The sequence below is a fragment of the Moraxella sp. CTOTU47724 genome, assembly GCF_032014955.1.
Lineage (GTDB): Bacteria > Pseudomonadota > Gammaproteobacteria > Pseudomonadales > Moraxellaceae > Faucicola > Faucicola tetraodonis.
In genome coordinates, this window is the sequence record NZ_DALZSV010000011.1 from 1 (window position 1) to 19,044 (window position 19,044).

Genomic DNA, 19,044 nt, shown 5'->3' on the forward strand with positions numbered 1-19,044 from the left:
AGGTTCTTGGGGTAATAGCTGCTCGGTCACCGCGACAATGGCTTCTTCTTTGGTCAGTCCTGAACGGAAAATCACCCGATAAGCTTGGCGCAGATAATCAATAGTCTGCTTTGACCAACCTTTGCGGCGCATGCCTTCGATATTAAGACCATGGCTTTTGGCAGGGTTGCCCGATACCATATTAAAAGCCGCAACATCTTTTAAAATCAAGCTTGCACCACCAATCAAACTATAATCATCAATACTACAAAATTGGTGAATACCTGAATTACCACCGACAATCACATGGTTACCGATGCGGACATGCCCTGCAATCCCCACATTATTAGCCACAATGTTGTCGTTGCCAATTACGCAATCATGCGCAATATGGGTATTGACCATAAACAGATTACGGCTACCAACGCGTGTGATGCCTTTATCTTGTACCGTGCCGCGATGAATACTACAGGCTTCGCGAATGCGATTGTCATCGCCAATTTCTAGCCACGTCTCCTCGCCTTGGTATTTGAGATCTTGGCAGTCTTCGCCAATGCTAGCGAATTGAAAAATCTGGTTACGCTCACCGATACGGGTAAACTTGCTAATGACGACATGGGGGTGAAGCACGGTCTGTGCCCCAATTGTGACATGTTCACCAATAATGCAATACGGCCCTATCTTGACCGACGGGTGTATCGTTGCAGTGGCATCAATAATCGCCGTTGGGTGAATCGTCATGAAAAATCCTTATACGAGCCTACTATTCAAGAAGAACTAAATACATCAAAAATAACTAAATATATAGATTTAGCTGAAACCATAGGCAAAGCTAACTATAAACAGTAGGTTAAAATAAAAACGACATTATAGCATTTTTACTAAAGTATGCCATTTTTATCAAGGATTTTGCTTAACTTAAACAGATTTTATCGTTATAGCTTACTCAAACGCGCCTTATTCAAGCCATGTAAAAATGACGTTAAAGTCATGACTGGTGATATTGGGTACGCTGCTCTGCAATGGTGATTTCTGCACTGGCTGCCAACTCATCACCCACGCACGCTGTACAACTAAATTTATAGATACTGTGACGCTCCATGGTTTTTTCGGCACGTAAAATAAGCTGATCACCGGGGATGACTTGACGTTTAAAACGTACTTTATCGACCCCAGCAAACAGATAAATATAACCATCTCTTGGTTTGACATTTTTGCTGATAAAACCCAGTACACCCGCCACCTGCGCCATGGCTTCAATCATTAAGACGCCTGGCATGATAGGCTCTTCAGGAAAGTGACCATTAAAAAAAGGCTCGTTAATGGTGATGTTTTTAAGACCGGTAATCCACTCATTGGGTTTTACCGCAGTGACTCTGTCTAATAGCATAAAAGGATAACGGTGAGGCAGATAATCACGTAACACAACGGCATTGAGAGGTAATGTCACCCCAATCTGTGCAAGGCCAGCGATGTCTTCATCAATCAACTTATCAAAATCCATGGATATATCCTTTATACTTTTAAATCGTCTTTATCAAAAAAATAGATTTGTGAAAAACAACCATTGTAACGGTTTTAAGATTGAGTTTACAGTTGTTTTCTCAAATTATTTGATGGATAAAGGTAACGATTAACTTTTTGGTTTGCCAAGTTGCTTAAAATTAATATACGCTCTTTTCCATAAGCTATTGGGCATCACTGGCATGCCTGAAGAATATACCCCCGGTTGGTGAATCGATTTGGTTACCATCGTCATGCCAGTAATCGTGACATCATCACAAATTTTGATATGACCTGCAAAACCTGATGCCCCGCCAATCATGCAGCGTTTACCAATTTCTGTACTGCCAGCAATCCCAACACACGCTGCAATCACCGTGCCAGCACCAATTTTTACATTATGGGCAATTTGCACCAAATTATCGATAATGACATGATTACCGATAACCGTATCATTCAGCGCACCACGATCGATACAGGTGTGGCTGCCTACGCTGACATGATCGCCCAGTATCACTCGTCCTAATTGGTGAATTTTTTGCCAACCTGCTTCATCTGTACTGCCTCTAGGGGCAAAGCCAAACCCGTCATTGCCAATGCTGGCATGACTATGCAAGCTGACATGTTTACCCAATACACAATCATGACCGATGTACACGTGCGGCGCGATTAAGCTACCTTCGCCAATCACGACATTGGGCTGAATATTGACTTGGGCATCAATCTTGACGCCATCACCAATGACGCAGTTATCACCAATTTGGCTATACGCCCCAATACGCACATTGTCGCCCAACTGCAGATTGTTACCCAAAATGGCAGTCGGGTGAATCAAACTGTCCGATAAATTAGGGTTGACTGTCTGACGATACGCTTGGGTTGGTTCAAACAATGCGGTCAGTTTGGCATACGCGGCATAAGGTGATTTGACCACGATGGCAACGCTATGGCTTGGGCTTTTTTCCTGTAAGGATGCGGGGACTAGCACGGCACCAGCGCCCGTGGTTTGCAATTTTGATTCAAATAGAGGATTGGCGATAAACGTGATATCGCTGTCGGTGGCATCCTCAAGAGAGGCGATTTTGGAAATTTGTTTCTGCAAATCTTGGTCGGTTTGCGCATTCCCTTGGTCAATGACGTCACTAGCTAAAAAATCCAAAATTTGTGTGAGGGTGAACGCCATTTGATTACTCCAATCGTTTGCTTAAAATTTGCCTTAATTTTACACACAAAATAAAAAACGCAATAGTCGAATATTGCGTTTTTGCTAAAACCTCTGAGTTTAAAAAAATATTATTTTACTTGATCGTTAATCGCTTTGGTAAAATCTGCCGTTACATCCCATTCAGGTTTGACATAACTAACCGTTCTATCACGATTATCAATGAGCACATCAATATTTTTTTGACGCACAATAGTTTCTTTAATGGCTTGGATTTTGGGGGCAATTCGCTGCATCACTTCTGCCTCATTGGCATCAATGATGGACTGGATTTGACTGGCAACCTGTTCATAATTTTGTAGGTTGGTTTGAATTTGCTTACGCAAATCATCCTTTTGTGCTTGGGTCATCTGAGCGTTTTGCGTGGCATATTGTTTTTGCAAACGCTCAATGGTCGCTTTATAGCTGTCAAGCTGCTGCTGCTTTGGTTTGACCGCCGCTTTCACCACGCCAATTTTGGTTTTGGCGATGTTAGTATTGTTAATGGCAACTTGGGAATTCCAAACCGCAACGGTATTGGCAAAAACTGGCATTGCCAATACACTCAAAATACTCGCTGTGGCTAACTGAGTCATTATTTTCATATACATAGACCTTTTAGAATGTACGTCCAATTTCGAACTGTACATTGTCGATTTTATCTTTATCTTTATCGTTGAGCGGAACGGCATAGCTTAATGAGATTGGACCAATTGGGGTAATCCAAGTGAAGCCAGCACCCGCGCTAAACCGCATGTCATTGTCTTTTTCATTTAATAGCGATACGGTATTGCCACCCACTGTGATTTTTTGGTCATATTTATTGGTGGTGTCAAACACTTGTGCCCCTTCAACAAATAACACGGGACGGATTTGGTCTGCCCAATCGCCTTTAAACGGCATTGGCAAGATTAATTCAGTACCCACTTGTGCGAGTGCATTACCGCCAATCTCTTCTGGGTAATTATCGACCCCACTATAATTCTTCACTGGGTAATAACGCTTACTGGTAGGGCCTAAAGTGGCATTCTCATAACCACGCACTGAGCCATAACCCCCTGCAAAGAAGTTTTTCCAGAAAGGTAAATCGTTACCATATCCTAACTTGGTATAACCGCGTAGTACGGTATTTTTTAGGAATGGGCGATAGTAGTTGCCTTGATAGACCAGTTTTTGGTAAGTGGCATCACCAAAAGCCAGTTCCAAATTGACGTTATGTGACATACCGTTGGTTGGAAAACGTCCACGGTCAAGCGTGTTCATATTCCAGCCTAAATTTAGGCTAGCCGTATTAAATGGGTCTGATTCGAATGATTCATTGCCATCAGAGTCTGAACCTACTTGCAGATTACCCTCGTCTTTTAAGTACTGATAGTTTGATACCGCTAACAAAGCGCCTGCTTTGATTTTGGTACTATCAAGTGTGAGACCAGCACTTAAACTCTTATTTTCATCAATCGGATAGCTAAAACCTAAGGTGCCGCCATACGAATCGGTGACATAGTTTGAAATGTTTTTTCTGTCATATTTGGTTTTGCGTGTATAGATACTGGCACTTTGCGATATCCCATCTGGCGTAAAGTACGGGTTGGTATAGCCCAAATTATAACTATCTAACGTCTCAGAACGCGATAACGAAATATTGACTTGATTACCTGTACCCAAAAAGTTAGATTGACTTAAACCTGCTTGGAAGGTGATACCACCACTTTGTGAATAACCAGCCGCAATGGTACTGGTACCTGATGGCTGCTCCTCTACTGCGACATTGATATCTACCTGATCGGGGGTATTAGGGACAGGTTTGACATCCATGTTGACAGTTTTGAAGAAGCCTGTACGCATCAAACGCGTGCGCGACAAATCGATTTTTTCATTGGCGGCCAATGCGCCTTCCATTTGGCGCATTTCTCGGCGCAATACTTCATCTGCGGTTTTATTATTGCCGGTAAAATTGATACGGCGCACATACACAGGACGCACAGGATCAATAAAGAAATCGACATCTACCGTGCGAGTGTCCTCATTGATACGGGGCACTGGGCGGATTTGGGCAAAATAGTAGCCATCGTTACCATACAGTGTGCCAAGATTTTGTAAGGTTGTAGTCATTTGACGTTGTGAATAACGCTCACCTGGCTTAAATGCCACCTGCTTACGAAGCTTGTCGGTATCGTAGTTGGGCGTACCCATAAAGTTGACATTACCAAATTTATATTGCTCACCTTCAGTAAGATTGAGCTCAATAAACACTTTGTCTTTTTCTGGACTTAAATTAATAGTGGCATCATTGATGGTGAATTTGACGAAGCCCGCGTTTTGGTACATGGCGGTGACATTTTCTAAACTTGCCGCAAGCTTTTCTTTGGCATAGCGGTCAGATTTGCTAATCACATTGATCCATGAGCTTTCTTTGATGCTCATCGCCTGTCTGATTTCTTTGTCGCTAAAATGTTTGTTACCAATTACCTTGATATCGACAACACGCGCCGCTTTACCTTCAACAAAATTAAATTTAAGCGCGACACGGTTATTATCTAAAGGCGTTTGGGTCACTTTAACTTCGCTATTATAATAACCTTGCTGATTGTATTGCTGTTTTAACTCATTTTGCACTTGCTCAACTGTCGCCTGTTTTAACACATTGCCTTCTACGATACCAATACGTTTTAGGCCTTCGGTCAATGCTTCTTTTGGAATGAGTTTATTACCCTCATAAGTGACATTTGCGATAATTGGGCGCTCTACCACGTCAAATACCAATTTATTGCCTGATTGGGATGCTTTAACGTCTGAGAAATTGCCAGTTTCATAGAGGGCTTTGATACTAGCTGCGATATTGGCATCGTTTGCTACTTCACCGGTATTGACAGCAAGCACGGGATAGAGGTTATCAGCGGATACCCGTGTCAATCCATTAAATTGAATATCGCTCACGGTAAAATTTGCCGCTTGTGCATACGAGGTAACGAGTGCTAACGGTGCAACCAAAAATAACGCTGAATTTCGCATATAACTTGTTTCCGAATTGACGACTGCCCAAAGATAATGCATGAAACCTGTCACTTTTAGGTATCCAAAATTAGTTAGCCAAAGGTATTTATCTAGGTTTGTATCTAGGTTTGGTAATCTAAATTTAGTTCGCTAAAAATGACAACTGCTATCAAAAAGGGTGACTTGATTAAACTTCTAGTAATAGTTTGTCTTTGATGGGTAACTTGTATTATCAAAGTACAAGAGATCCGTAAATAAATTTTACTGGCATAAGGTAAGCTAAATTTTGCGTAAAGTCTAGCGAAAAAACAAAACTACAAATCAATATTTTAGCCAAATTTGGGTCGGTTAAAACAAGCGTGAGATATCGTTACCAATCGCCAACAGCATGAAACCTGCAAGCAAAACTAAACCAATATTCATTCCCATCATTTGTACTTTTTCAGGCATAGGTTTACCAAAAATAGCCTCATAGGCATACATGACAATATGACCCCCATCAAGCACAGGTACGGGTAATAAATTGAGCACAGCAAGGCTTAAACTGATAATCGCCATAAATGACAATACCGCTTCCCAACCGATGCTAAAACTTTGATTGGCGACTTTGGCAATGGTAATGGGACCTGATAGGTTTTCAACCCCAATGGTGCCCGTCAACATTTTACCCATTGATTTGAGGGTCATGGCACTTAAATCGACAGTTTGATGCACGGATTTTTCGACCGCTTGGATGGGGGTATATTGAATGGTTTTTATATACTCAGGTGGCGGCGTGACCTTAGATGCTGCTGCCGCTGCGCCAATTTGTCCAAATCGATTGCCCATGGTATCTTTTTTTGCTTGTGGCATGACTTGTAAGGTAGTAATTTTGCCTTGGCGCTGTACTTCAAGGGTTAATAACTGCTCGGGGCTGGATTTGACAACTTGTGAAAACGCCAGCCAATCGCTCACTGGTTGACCGTTGACACGGGTGATGGTATCACCGACTTGCAGACCTTGACGCGCGGCAGCGCTATTTGGGACAATTTCACCGATTACCGCAGGAATTTTTGGTTGCCACGGAATCGCGCCTAGACTATCAATGGGGTTGGTTGCTTTACCCGCTTCTACTTTCATAAAGCGCTGTATTGGCACGGCGACATTGGTTTGACCTTGCGTGCCATTCACTGTTAAATTAACTTGCCCCGACTCGCCCATGCGATCGGCTAACGCATAATTAATATCTTGCCAGCTTTGAATGGGTTTATTATCGACCGCAACAATTTCGTCACCGACTTTTAGACTGGTTTGACTGACAGGTGAATTGGGCAAAATACTGCCGACTTTGGTCGCCAATACTTGGGTTGGAGTGATAAATAGCAGCCAATACAAAAAAATCGCAATCAGTAAGTTCATCACCGGACCTGCTGCGACAATGGCGATTTTTTTCCAAGGTTGTTGGTTATTAAAGGCTAAATGACGTTCAGCTGGATTGACTTTGCCTTCTCGCTCATCGAGCATTTTGACATAACCGCCAAGCGGAATCGCAGAGACAGCGTAATTAATCCCCGTTTTTTTACTTGTCCAGCTTAGCAGCTTTGGACCAAACCCAATTGAATAGGTCAATACCTTGACACCGCATAGCCGAGCAACAATGTAATGCCCCCACTCATGTAGCGCAACCAAAGGTCCTAGTACCACAATCGCAGCTAAAACGGTCAAGATGAAATTCATGGGTATCCTTTTGACAAAATCACAGGCTAAAAATAATTTAACTATCGGTATATTAATAAGTTATGTAGTCATTCTTAACGATTATCAACCAGTGTTGCCAACTATTTTTAAGCTTTTTTTAAGCATTATTTAAGCGTTTAAATCGGCAATACATTGGTGTGCTTGTTCGCGGCTTAGTTTATCGACCGCCAAAATCGCTTGCAATGACCCAATCGGCTGTTTTTCGGCTTGCAATAGCACTTTTTCATTGATATCGGCAATATCGGTTAAACAGATGTCACCATTTAAAAACGCTTGAACGGCTATCTCATTACTGGCATTTAATGCGATACACGCATAGCTTCCTTGTTGCATGGCTTGATAAGCCAACCCAAGGCATTTAAACTTTTCTAAATCAGGCCGGACAAAATTTAAATTACTTAACTTAAAAATATCTAATCGTTCCACCCCACTGCTGATACGATTGGGGTATGCCATAGCATGGGCAATTGGGGTACGCATATCAGGACTGCCTAGCTGCGCTAAAAAACTACCATCGTTGTATTCAACCATAGAATGCACGATACTTTGCGGATGAATGACCACTTCAATCTCAGAGACTGGCATATCAAATAAAAAACTCGCTTCAATCAGCTCCAAGCCTTTATTCATCATGGTGGCACTATCTACCGATATTTTTTGCCCCATGGACCAGTTCGGGTGTTTGACAGCTTCTGCAACGTTGGCGCGTTTCATATCATCGAGTGTTTTGTGTAAAAATGGTCCACCTGAGGCGGTTAACCAAAGCTTTTTAATACCATGGTTATCGTCATGAATGGCATTGCGCTGTTGTTGCACCGCGGTAGGCAAACATTGAAAAATGGCATTGTGCTCACTATCAATTGGCAGCAATTTGGCATTTGACTGCTTGACGGCTTTAATCATCAGCTCACCTGCCATCACTAACGCTTCTTTATTGGCGAGCAAAATCGTTTTACCCGCGTTAGCCGCTGCCAGCGTTGATGGCAAGCCTGCAGCGCCGACGATAGCCGCAACCACCATATCCACTTCTGCTAGCGTGGCAAGCTCAACCAGACCTTGCTCACCAATCAAAATCTTGCAGCTTAGATGAGCCTCGCTGAGCATCTGCGCAAATGCTGTTTCCTTTTCTTTGGCAACACAAACATAGCTTGGCTCAAATTGCTGGCAAATGCTCAACAGTTTATCCAGCCGCGAAAACCCTGTCACCCCGACCACGTTATACAAATCAGGATGCTGACTGACGACCGATAGCGTACTATCGCCGATAGAGCCTGTTGCGCCCATAATAGCAATGTTTTTTTGCGGTATAGTGTGACTTGAAGATAGCATTACAATGACCTAGTAAGTTGCGGGCAGACGGCGGTTAAACATAACATTTTGCGTTTACAGCGGCAAATTACCACTGTTATAAGCATATTAACATGCGAGAAGATTTTTAAGCATCAATCAACAAGCAGTTGCGCAAAAAAAGATTGAATGAAAAACAAGCTTGCACTCATTAGCGGATTGAATAAATTGATATTGGTTAAATTGGAATTGAACAAATTAATATTAAGCAGATATGAAAATTTTTGAAAAATAAACGCAATGTAGCATTAAATTAAGCCGTAAAATTTCATCGCCCAAAACCCCAACGCAAAAATTGGCACGGCTGAAAGCTGCGAGTCAATGCGATCAAGAATACCCCCATGTCCTGGCAACAATGCCCCGGCATCTTTGACGCCTGCATGGCGCTTTAGCATACTTTCAAACAAATCACCGAACACGGACATGATGATAGTGAGCAACGATAAGAGCAAAAACACGCCAATAGCCGTCATCGACCAATCGTTTAACAAGCCAAAAGAGACGCCAATCACCACCAGCGTGCCCGTAGCAAGTCCACCAAGTAAGCCTTCCACACTTTTATTGGGTGAGACGTGCGGTGACATCTTGCGTCTACCAAGTTTTCGTCCCACAAAGTAAGCACCGCTATCCGCGCACCACACCAATACAAACACATATAGTAGCCACCAAGCTGAAAGTGACCACAGATAATACATCGCAGTAATGGCGGATGACAGTATAATCATACCGATGACATACAAATGCTTACCATACCAAGCTTGCGTATTGTTAGGATAATGGCGAATCCAGCCAATCGATACCGACCAAATCAGCGCCGCAACCATCCAAAAAAATACCCAAGAGGCTATACTACCAGTTAGCTTTGCCATTACCAATAACACACTGACAATCCCTAGCATCACAAGGGTATACATATAATCAATTGGTTTGGCAGGTTTGGTGGGAATTTGGGTGGTAGGCGGTACATAACTGTCGGGATTTTGTTCAAGTGACGGCATGAGCTTTGACCACTCAAAAGCCCCAAAGCCTGCACCGACTAACAATAGCGGCAACATCAAAATAGGCTCGCGGGTGGCAAACATTGCAACGCCAACAATCACTAACAAAATAATGGCGGTTCTAATGCGTTCCCACATGACAATTCCTATTGATTAACTAAAAGCTCAAACCTAATACTTGCTCGCTGGTCTTACCAAATCGACGCTCACGACCCATGAAAATATCAATCATTTGGTCTAATTCAGCCGCCTTGAAATCTGGCCAAAGCGTTTCGGTAAAAAATAACTCAGCATACGCACATTGCCAAAGTAGAAAATTAGAAATGCGGTAATCACCCCCTGTACGGATTAACATATCAACGGCTGGTAAATCCGATAGTGACAGGTGGCGTGCAAAATCGTCTTGGGTAATGGCATCGGCAGTAAGCGCGCCTTCTTCCACTTGTTTGGCGACTTGGCGGCAGGCATTGACGATGTCCCATTGACCGCCGTAGCTGATAGCAATCACCAAACTCATTTTAGTAAAATGGGCAGTTTGCTCTTCTGCATCTTGCATAATCGCGCGTAAATGCGGCGTCAAGGCATCCCTATCGCCGATAAAGCGCAAAGAAATTTGATGACGCAGCATCCGCGGTAATTGGTCATGGACGGTTTGCTCAAGCAGCTTCATTAATAGCGCCACTTCATTGGCTGGGCGCTGCCAATTTTCGCTAGAAAAAGCAAACACCGTCAACGCACGTATACCAATATCCATACAATGCTCAACCAAAGGGTCTAAATTATCTTTGCCGGCAATATGCCCGCCACCGGTTGGTAGCCCATGTGCTTTGGCATAGCGGTTATTGCCATCCATAATGATGGCAATATGTTGTGGCATTGCTGCCTTTGACTCAACCATGACCTACTTCTTATGAATTGGTTCTTTTATTGGATAAATAACGATTAAACGGCCATCAACTCTGCTTCTTTGCTAGAGAGCATTTTATCAATGCTATCAATGTATTTATCAGTCATTTTTTGGATGTCGTCATTGGCGCGGCGTTCCTCGTCTTCTGAGATTTGCTTGTCTTTTACCAAGGCTTTTAAGGCATTGTTGGCATCACGGCGAGCATTACGCACGGATACACGGCGCTCTTCGGCTTCATGACGTGCCAACTTTTGCATATCTTTACGGGTTTCTTCCGTCAATGCGGGTAATGGCACCCGAATCACTTCTGCGCTCATTGGGTTAAGACCCAAATCTGATTCACGAATTGCCTTGTCGACTGCCTGCACCATGCTACGGTCAAAAGGCTGCACTAACAGGGTACGCGAGTCTTCAACGTTGATGCTCGCCACTTGATTAAGTGGCATCTCAGAGCCATAGTAAGACACCATCACACCCTGCAAAATACCAGGATGGGCACGGCCCGTGCGTAATTTGCTAAAGGCATTTTCTAAGGCTTCAATCGCCTTTTTCATTTTGTCTTCGCCTTGTTTTTTAATATCGTTAATCATGTTGTATCCTTTTAAAACTATGTATGTCAAATGTATAAACTATTTTAGTGTATAAACTATCTTAGTGATTGATAACTTTGGTACCTTCTGACTCACCCATCACCACATGAAGCAGCGCGTTGGGTTTTGCCATATCAAATACTTGCAGCGGTACGTTATGCTCACGCAGCAAGGCAATCGCAGTCAAATCCATCACGCCCAACTTTTGATCCAGCACTTGGTCAAAGGTAAGTTCGTCGTATTTGACGGCATCCTCATGGGTATTTGGGTCTTTGTTATACACGCCATCGACTTTGGTGGCTTTTAAGATTAAATTGGCTTCAATCTCGATGCCACGTAAACATGCTGCGGTATCTGTGGTAAAAAATGGATTGCCGGTACCTGCGACAAACACGCACACTTCATTATTCTGTAAATAGCGAATGGCATTGCGGCTGCTGTAGTTTTCAGTCACTTCGCCAATTGGCAAGGCTGACATCAAACGGCATTTGATATTACGGCGCTCCAAGGCGTCACGCATCGCCAAGCCATTCATCACGGTCGCAAGCATACCCATTTGGTCGCCTGTGACACGGCCTACCAAGCCTTGTTTTTGTAGCGCAGCGCCACGATACAAGTTGCCACCACCGACTACGATACCCACTTGCACACCCAATCCTACCAAGTGCGCAATCGCAAGACTCATATTGTCTAATACGCCTGAATCAATCCCCATATCATTTTTGCCTGCCAGGGCCTCACCAGAGAGTTTGAGCAAAATACGTTGGTAACGGGGAGCTTTATCAGACATGGTTGACCTCTTGTTGGCTGTTGGATAGCAAATAATGCAAATGGCGAAATTTTAACAAAATTAACGGTTTTTAGATAGTGTAAAGATAATTTCAACAGTCATTTTAATTTTTACCTTATTCTAACCTTAAAAATTCAATCGGCTTTAGCCATCAAACTATCAAGTCGCTACATTCAAGGTACTATATTAATGTGTGGATTATTAAAGCGTGATTAATGCGTGGCTGAATGAGAAAACAGATTAATCACAATCACACCCAATACAATTAGGCTCATACCCGCAATGGCGGGCAAATCCAATTTGTTACCCAAAATAAAGTAACCAATGATAGCGGTCAACACAATACCTACCCCTGACCAAATGGCATAAGCTATCCCCAGTGGTATGATTTTGATGACTTGTGAAAGAAGATAAAAAGCAATGCCAAAACAAATCATGGTGATGATAGTAGGCAAGGGTTTGCTAAACCCCTCTGATTTTGCCAAAAAAGTTGAACCAGTCACTTCACTAACAATCGCAATCGCTAAAAGACCATACGCTAACATTGATTGAGACATGACAATTGTTATCCTTATAACAGTTCACCTGTAAAACTGGCAAAAAGGTCATACTCATTGGCTTCATCAATGGTGACGGTCAAAAATTCACCGACTTTAACCGATGCATCAATATTATCTACATACACGTGACCGTCAATTTCTGGCGCATCGGCATAGCTACGGCAAATGGCGATATTTTCTTCTTCATCAATCTCATCAACCAGCACTTTTAAGGTTTTACCGACTTTCTCAGCCAGTTTTTCGGCACTGATTTGTTGCTGTAGCGCCATCAGTCGTTCATAGCGTTGTTGTTTGATAGCTTCTGGCACAGGGTTCGGCAAATCATTTGCCGCCGCGCCTTCTATTTCTGAATAGGTAAACGCCCCTACTCTGTCTAATCGCGCCTCTTTAAGCCAGTCAAGCAAATATTCAAAATCTTCTTCTGTCTCGCCAGGGAAACCCACCACGAAGGTGGAACGAATGATAATATCGGGGCAAATCGAGCGCCAAGTTTTGATGCGCTCTAGTACGTTTTCGCTATGCGCGGGACGCTTCATGGCTTTGAGCACATTGGGACTGGCATGCTGGAATGGGATATCAAGGTATGGCAGTAGTTTGTCTTCACTCATCAGTTTGACCACAGCATCGACATGTGGGTAAGGATAGATGTAATGCAAACGCACCCAAATACCCAGACGATTCAGTGCCTCGCACATATCGTAAAATTTGGATTTGATGGGCATGCCATTCCAAAAACTGGTTTTATATTTAAGATCTACGCCATAGGCTGAGGTATCTTGCGAGATGATTAATAGCTCTTTGACGCCTGCGTTTTTGAGCGCAGCCGCTTCAGTCATGATACTGTCAATCGGGCGACTAACGAGGTCACCACGAAAGCTTGGGATGATACAAAATGTGCAACGGTGGTTACAGCCTTCGGATATTTTGACATAAGCATAATGTTTTGGCGTAAGCTTAATGCCCGCATCATTGATTAGGTCGATTTTTGGGTCGTACGTTTTTGATGGTGCAGGTTTGGGCACATAATGCGACACGGCATTGACGACTTCTTCATAGGCATGTGCGCCAGTCACCGCAAGCACGGCTGGGTGCATGGTTTTGATTTTTTCGGCATCTTTGCCAAGGCAACCGGTGACAATCACCTTACCGTTTTTGGTAATCGCCTCACCAATGGCGTCAAGCGATTCTTGCACTGCAGATTCGATAAAGCCGCAAGTATTGACCACCACCAAATCTGCGCCATCATAGTCACTGGCGACTTGGTAGCCATCACGGCTAAGCTCAGTGATAATGCGTTCGCTATCCACCAAGGCTTTGGGGCAGCCAAGCGACACAAAACCAATCTTAGGCGCTTTTGTCGTTACTATACCTTGAGCCAGTTGGTGCGCCGTTTGGCTAGCGCTTTGACCTACAGTACGGTTTTCGTTATGATTGGCTTGGTGGTGATTGGCAGGTTTATTGGTAGCTTGGGGATTAAAAACTTGCGGTTGGCTTGGCATAGACGTCACTTTGAAAATAATTTAATCTTACTATTTTACTAGGTTTAGCATAAATTACCAAATTTTATCACGATTGTTTCGTTCAACCATCACTTCCATTTTTAGCATTATCAATTAAAAAATCATGTTCAAGAATTTTTCAATTTGTAGAAACGTATTTTATCTTTAAACTAAAATCCCTTTTAGTGTTAACCAACTCATAAATCCTATCTACAATTTTGTGACTTACTATTGTTGATTGTGAAAAATCTTTGATTGGTATTTGCTGGATACCGTATAAAGATGTTTGGGTTACTGTATCAACCATATCAAACTTTATAACAGAGATATTGCCTTGCTGAATCAATTGATTTTCAACAATATAGCGAATATTTTTAGTACCCACATTTTGTTCTACTGCATCGAATCCACCTAATGAGTTTAAATCATTGATAATAATTTTTCTCATTTTGGGGTCAAAAAACGGTTTAATACCAATGGTAATCTTGTCACTTGGTTTATCATTTAAGTGTGATAAACCGTGATTTTTAGTGATAGTTTTTGGTTCAATCGCTAAAACATTTAAACTGATGAATGGGAGTAAAATAGTTACAAATACTGTTTTAATGTTTAACATTCAACTCATCCCACAATTTTTCTAGGCGCTTATCTGAGACTGGCACGCGGGTTTTCATCGGCTGGGCAAACAGCTGAATCCGAAACTCCTCAACCAACCAACGATACGGCATAATTGTCTCATCATTACCCTTAACAGACAGCCTTTCCATGTGTTTATCGAGCTGATAAACGGCATCAAGATCGGCATCCAAATTGTGCTCAAGCCTATCAAGTCGCACCAACAACGCCTGCAAATAACGCGGATATTGCTGCCAATCTTGATAACTCATGCGATACACAAAGTCCGACAAACTCAAATCATCGAGCTGGTCTTCGATATCTTCGATACTTTCTTCAAAAATATCACGGTCAAGTAGTAGCAGTTTTTGGCGAATTTGCTGCCACTGCTCATACACCAATTTTAGCTGGGCTAGTACACTTTGCCCAACGCTTAAGAAATTGGCAAGCACCACGGCTTTGGCTTGGTTAAATTCATCCAACGTCAAAGGCAACTGATTGATGGCTATCACCAACTCTTTATCATGAATCCCTGCCGTGAATTTTTCATGGTCAAACTCTGCAACAAATTTTTCAAAAGTGGCATCAAGCGTGGCATGAATCAGTAAATCTTTGAGTCTGTCAAGCTCACCGAGTGGGGCAAAGGCAAGTTTAAAGTTTTTATCAATTTGGCTGGTAAGCTGTCTGGCTTTTGCGCCAAGTTCATTGCCGATTAAAGCAAGCAAGCCTTGACGGTGTTTGTTGAGTGCCACACTGACATCGGTAAATTGCTGAATAGACACAGCCTTTTTATCGCTATAGCTTGGCTGCCCATCAGCAACCAGCGCCGAAAACTGCTTGATCATCACGCCTGCACTGTGGCGGTTTTGCATAAAGTTAAAATGCTCGGGAAACTCGCTATGTACGCCTTTACCACTGGCGACGGCTTGGCTTGTGGTGACTTGATGGCGCAGTTTTAATGCGTCAATATCTCGCCCTTTTTCAATCAGGCGGTTTTTGTCATCGACCAACGCAATTTGTGGCTGCAAATAGGTTTCAACCTCGCTTGGGTTAAAGTCTTTTGGCTCTACAAGTTGGTTGTTTGCCCCACGCACGCCGCGCTGGTTTAAGGCTTGGCACAGTTGCCTTAGCAGTCCGCCATGGTGGTTTTTTTCAAGCGTGTCAAAAATTTGTTTGGCGGTATCGGGCACAGGCACGATTTGACGGCGAATATCTTTGGGCAACGTCTTTAATAGCTGCAAAACCAGCTGATAGCGCCACCCTGCAATACCCCATAATAATTCAACCGCATCAACCTGTGGTAAGGCAACGAGCGGGACTTTAATGGTCACGCCATCATCGTCGCTAGTCGGGTCAAAAATATACGACAGGGGTAGTTTCAGATTACCCAGTTGCCACGTTTCTGGGAAAGCTTGGGTAGCGGGTGCTTGTTCGTTGAGTACATCTTTATCACTAAAAAATAAAAACTGTGGGTCCGTTTTTTCTACTTCTTTTCGCCAATCTTCAAATACTTTACGGCTAGCGATATGCTCAGGCACTCGCTTGGCATAAAAGTCGTATAATTGCTCTTCATCAACCAGCAAGTCTCGACGTCGCAGCTTATCTTCAATCAAGGAGACATCAGCGACTTTATCTATATTATGCTGCAAAAATGGCGGCAATTTGCCCTTTTTACCATCGCCTGTGGACGGGGCATTCAGATTGCCCAACACCAAGGCATCTCGCAAAAAGATTTCTCGAGACTCAGTAAGATTGACTCGCTCATAATTCATCAGTTGTTTGTGTACCACAATCAGACCAAACAGGCTGATTTGGGCGTATGCCTTGACATGCCCCGTTTTGGCTGACCAATGCGGCTCAAAATAATGGTATTTGAGCAAATCCCCTGCCATCGCCAATATCCACTCTGGCTCGATTTTGGCAGCGGTACGCATAAACACCTGCGAGGTCTCAACCACCTCAAACGCCATCACCCATAGCGGATTTTGTTTGAACAAGGTACTGGCAGGAAAAATCTTGGCTTTGTGCTGACGCGCGGTGACATACTCGCCGCGTTTGGCTTTGATTAGCTTGCCGCTTTTATCGACGTCATTGACTTTTTGGGCAATAAACGATAGCAGACCTGTGAGCAATGCTCGGTGAATAGGCACATAACTGGCTGGCTCTTGGTTGATGGTTAATTTTAAGCCATCAACCATTTGCAACAACTGGCTATGGGTTTGTTGCCATTCACGTAAACGCGGCGAGCTTAAAAAATGTTTTTTGGCAAAGCTTTTACGTTGGCTGTTGGTTAGTTTGTCGTTTTCATACGGGCTTTGCGCGATTGGTGCGGCTTCATCATCTAGCGTTTCATTTTTTTGACGGTCAAGATCACTGCTTTTAAATCCACCGCTTTTAAATAAGGCACCATGAATTGCCTGCCAAAGACTGAGATAAAATAAAAAATCGCTGTCGGCTTGGCGAAATAATGCGTGTTTTTGGTCGGCTTGGGTTTGCTTATCGCTCGGGCGTTCTCGAGGGTCTTGTACTGACAAGCCCGATACAATCACCAATAGCTCTTTGAGACAACCGTATTGCTCACCTGCAATCAGCATACGTGCCAAACGAGGGTCAATGGGCATTTTTGCCATCATTTGACCGACTTTGGTAAGTTGATTTGGATGGCGTTTGGATTGACCTTTGCTATTGTTATTAGCTATGCTTAGGCTATTTTCAGTTTTTTTAGTGGCAATCGCACCCAATTCTTCTAATAGTTTACGCCCATCATTGACCAGTCGATTGTCGGGTGGCTGGATAAAGTCAAAGTTTTCTACCTCACCCAGACTCAAGTTTGCCATTTGCAAAATCACCGACGCCAAATTGGTACGCAGAATTTCAGGCTCGGTGAATTCGGGGCGGCTGGTAAAGTCTTCCTCTGAATATAAACGGATACAAACGCCTGCCGCGATACGACCACAGCGACCTTTGCGTTGATTGGCGGCAGCTTGGCTAATCGCTTCAATCGGCAGTCTTTGTACCCGCGAGCGATAGTCATAGCGTGACATCCGAGCAAATCCCAAATCAATGACGTAGCGGATATTGGGCACGGTCAAGGCGGTTTCGGCAACGTTGGTGGCGATGATAATGCGACGACCGCCTGTCGGGTGAAAAATCTGCTGCTGCTCGGCAAAACTTTGACGGGCGAATAACGGCAAAATCTGGGTATGACGGGGGGCATATTGATTTAAAATATCTGCCAAATCATGAATTTGCGCTTCTGTTGCCGCAAAAATCAAAATATCTGCTTGGTCAGCATGCCCTTTACTGGCAGCGTCTTGGTAGCACTCTTCCACCGCTGCGGTAATCGCTCGCGGCAAGTTATCTTCGACATCATCAAAGCTGTCATCATCCGAACCTGTGACAATCTCCTCCGTCAACGGACGGTAGCGCACTTCCACGGGATAACTGCGACCTTCAACCACAAATACAGGCGCGGGCGTCGCTTGTTTGGTTTTACTATCAACGCTAGAAAAATATTGGCTAAACCTTGCTGTGTCGAGGGTTGCCGAGGTGATAATCACCTTTAAATCGGGGCGTTTTGGCAATAAACGCTTGAGATAACCCATGATAAAGTCAATGTTAAGACTGCGCTCGTGGGCTTCATCAATGATAATGGTATCATAGCGGCTCAAAAACTTGTCATGCGCCATTTCGGCAAGCAAAATACCGTCGGTCATCAGTTTGACAATGGAATCGGATGAGCCTTGCTCAGTAAAACGCACTTTGAAGCTCACTGTCTGTCCGAGTGTTTCTCTTAATTCTTCAGCAATGCGATTTGCCACACTACGCGCCGCTAATCGTCTTGGCTGTGTGTGTCCGATTTGTCCTGTTACCCCTCGCCCTGCGAGCATGGCAATCTTAGGTAATTGGGTAGTTTTGCCCGAGCCTGTCTCCCCAGCCACGATGATGACTTGGTGGTCTTGGATGGCTTTGATGAGTCTATCGGCTTGTTGGCTGACAGGCAAATCTTCGTTGAGATGTATGGTTGGCAGACTGGCGATACGGCTTTGCACCCTGTCTTGCGAGTGTTTGAGTTGTTTTTGGTAACGGTCAAATCTTGACGTATAGTCTTCGCTTTCTTTGTCTTTGATTTGTTTTAACTGCTGGGCAAGGCGTGACAGATAATAGCTGTCTTTTGCCATGACCGGTAATTTCACACCATGGTGATTGTCTGTTTGAGGCTTGTCTGGTTGATAATCATTTAATGGTACAGCAGTCGATATAAGTTCTTTCATTCACTTAGGCTATTCTTATGGTAAACATTGCCTAGATAATGTGGTATGAA

At 43.5% G+C, this 19,044-nt stretch carries 15 protein-coding genes; all 15 read right to left on the minus strand.

Annotation, left to right across the window (positions count from 1 at the left end):
* A partial coding sequence (gene lpxA / locus RTR63_RS03910) for an acyl-ACP--UDP-N-acetylglucosamine O-acyltransferase (RefSeq protein ID WP_312522764.1) occupies window positions 1-720 on the minus strand: 720 nt, incomplete at its 3' end.
* Window positions 721-967: 247 nt separating this feature from the next.
* On the minus strand, window positions 968-1,483 hold the full coding sequence (gene fabZ, locus RTR63_RS03915; protein ID WP_312522765.1) for a 3-hydroxyacyl-ACP dehydratase FabZ: 516 nt from the start codon (window positions 1,481-1,483) through the stop codon (window positions 968-970).
* Window positions 1,484-1,612: 129 nt separating this feature from the next.
* Window positions 1,613-2,665 carry a UDP-3-O-(3-hydroxymyristoyl)glucosamine N-acyltransferase gene (gene lpxD / locus RTR63_RS03920; protein ID WP_201664274.1) on the minus strand — a complete coding sequence of 351 codons (1,053 nt, stop codon included), beginning with the start codon at window positions 2,663-2,665 and terminating at the stop codon, window positions 1,613-1,615.
* A 110-nt stretch (window positions 2,666-2,775) separates the two neighbouring features.
* On the minus strand, window positions 2,776-3,288 hold the full coding sequence (locus tag RTR63_RS03925) for an OmpH/Skp family outer membrane protein (RefSeq protein WP_257966597.1): 513 nt from the start codon (window positions 3,286-3,288) through the stop codon (window positions 2,776-2,778).
* A gap of 13 nt (window positions 3,289-3,301) precedes the next feature.
* Complete coding sequence (gene bamA / locus RTR63_RS03930) at window positions 3,302-5,695, minus strand: outer membrane protein assembly factor BamA (protein ID WP_312522766.1); 2,394 nt, start codon at window positions 5,693-5,695, stop codon at window positions 3,302-3,304.
* A gap of 330 nt (window positions 5,696-6,025) precedes the next feature.
* Entirely contained in the window at window positions 6,026-7,393 is a 1,368-nt protein-coding gene (gene rseP / locus RTR63_RS03935) for an RIP metalloprotease RseP (RefSeq protein ID WP_312522767.1), read from the minus strand.
* Window positions 7,394-7,522: 129 nt separating this feature from the next.
* Window positions 7,523-8,743, minus strand: coding sequence for a 1-deoxy-D-xylulose-5-phosphate reductoisomerase (ispC, locus tag RTR63_RS03940; RefSeq protein ID WP_312522768.1), 1,221 nt, complete (start codon window positions 8,741-8,743; stop codon window positions 7,523-7,525).
* 266 nt (window positions 8,744-9,009) lie between these two features.
* Complete coding sequence (locus tag RTR63_RS03945) at window positions 9,010-9,897, minus strand: phosphatidate cytidylyltransferase (protein ID WP_060995103.1); 888 nt, start codon at window positions 9,895-9,897, stop codon at window positions 9,010-9,012.
* A 19-nt stretch (window positions 9,898-9,916) separates the two neighbouring features.
* Window positions 9,917-10,657 carry a polyprenyl diphosphate synthase gene (gene uppS / locus RTR63_RS03950; protein WP_312522770.1) on the minus strand — a complete coding sequence of 247 codons (741 nt, stop codon included), beginning with the start codon at window positions 10,655-10,657 and terminating at the stop codon, window positions 9,917-9,919.
* A 44-nt stretch (window positions 10,658-10,701) separates the two neighbouring features.
* Window positions 10,702-11,256 (minus strand): ribosome recycling factor, encoded by a 555-nt coding sequence (gene frr / locus RTR63_RS03955; RefSeq protein WP_312522771.1) that lies wholly within the window; start codon window positions 11,254-11,256, stop codon window positions 10,702-10,704.
* A 61-nt stretch (window positions 11,257-11,317) separates the two neighbouring features.
* A complete protein-coding gene (pyrH, locus tag RTR63_RS03960) occupies window positions 11,318-12,046 on the minus strand; it encodes a UMP kinase (protein ID WP_062330269.1) in 729 nt (242 codons plus the stop codon).
* Between the two features lie 212 nt (window positions 12,047-12,258).
* A complete protein-coding gene (locus RTR63_RS03965) occupies window positions 12,259-12,603 on the minus strand; it encodes a DMT family transporter (RefSeq protein ID WP_060995106.1) in 345 nt (114 codons plus the stop codon).
* 14 nt (window positions 12,604-12,617) lie between these two features.
* The gene (rimO, locus tag RTR63_RS03970; RefSeq protein ID WP_312522772.1) at window positions 12,618-14,105 is read right to left on the minus strand and encodes a 30S ribosomal protein S12 methylthiotransferase RimO; all 1,488 of its coding nucleotides are present in this window, start codon (window positions 14,103-14,105) and stop codon (window positions 12,618-12,620) included.
* A 139-nt stretch (window positions 14,106-14,244) separates the two neighbouring features.
* A complete protein-coding gene (locus RTR63_RS03975; RefSeq protein WP_312522774.1) occupies window positions 14,245-14,721 on the minus strand; it encodes a hypothetical protein in 477 nt (158 codons plus the stop codon).
* Window positions 14,708-18,901, minus strand: coding sequence for an ATP-dependent RNA helicase HrpA (gene hrpA / locus RTR63_RS03980; RefSeq protein WP_312522818.1), 4,194 nt, complete (start codon window positions 18,899-18,901; stop codon window positions 14,708-14,710). The genes RTR63_RS03975 and hrpA overlap by 14 nt, the downstream gene beginning before the upstream one ends.
* Window positions 18,902-19,044: the final 143 nt, after the last annotated feature.

Bases quoted from the DNA above. Each gene is read 5' to 3' on its own strand.
- fabZ (WP_312522765.1), bottom strand. From the start codon at position 1,483: ATGGATTTTGATAAGTTGATTGATGAAGACATCGCTGGCCTTGCACAG.
- lpxD (WP_201664274.1), bottom strand. From the start codon at position 2,665: ATGGCGTTCACCCTCACACAAATTTTGGATTTTTTAGCTAGTGACGTC.
- RTR63_RS03925 (WP_257966597.1), bottom strand. From the start codon at position 3,288: ATGAAAATAATGACTCAGTTAGCCACAGCGAGTATTTTGAGTGTATTG.
- bamA (WP_312522766.1), bottom strand. From the start codon at position 5,695: ATGCGAAATTCAGCGTTATTTTTGGTTGCACCGTTAGCACTCGTTACC.
- rseP (WP_312522767.1), bottom strand. From the start codon at position 7,393: ATGAATTTCATCTTGACCGTTTTAGCTGCGATTGTGGTACTAGGACCT.
- ispC (WP_312522768.1), bottom strand. From the start codon at position 8,743: ATGCTATCTTCAAGTCACACTATACCGCAAAAAAACATTGCTATTATG.
- RTR63_RS03945 (WP_060995103.1), bottom strand. From the start codon at position 9,897: ATGTGGGAACGCATTAGAACCGCCATTATTTTGTTAGTGATTGTTGGC.
- uppS (WP_312522770.1), bottom strand. From the start codon at position 10,657: ATGGTTGAGTCAAAGGCAGCAATGCCACAACATATTGCCATCATTATG.
- frr (WP_312522771.1), bottom strand. From the start codon at position 11,256: ATGATTAACGATATTAAAAAACAAGGCGAAGACAAAATGAAAAAGGCG.
- pyrH (WP_062330269.1), bottom strand. From the start codon at position 12,046: ATGTCTGATAAAGCTCCCCGTTACCAACGTATTTTGCTCAAACTCTCT.
- RTR63_RS03965 (WP_060995106.1), bottom strand. From the start codon at position 12,603: ATGTCTCAATCAATGTTAGCGTATGGTCTTTTAGCGATTGCGATTGTT.
- rimO (WP_312522772.1), bottom strand. From the start codon at position 14,105: ATGCCAAGCCAACCGCAAGTTTTTAATCCCCAAGCTACCAATAAACCT.
- RTR63_RS03975 (WP_312522774.1), bottom strand. From the start codon at position 14,721: ATGTTAAACATTAAAACAGTATTTGTAACTATTTTACTCCCATTCATC.
- hrpA (WP_312522818.1), bottom strand. From the start codon at position 18,901: ATGGCAAAAGACAGCTATTATCTGTCACGCCTTGCCCAGCAGTTAAAA.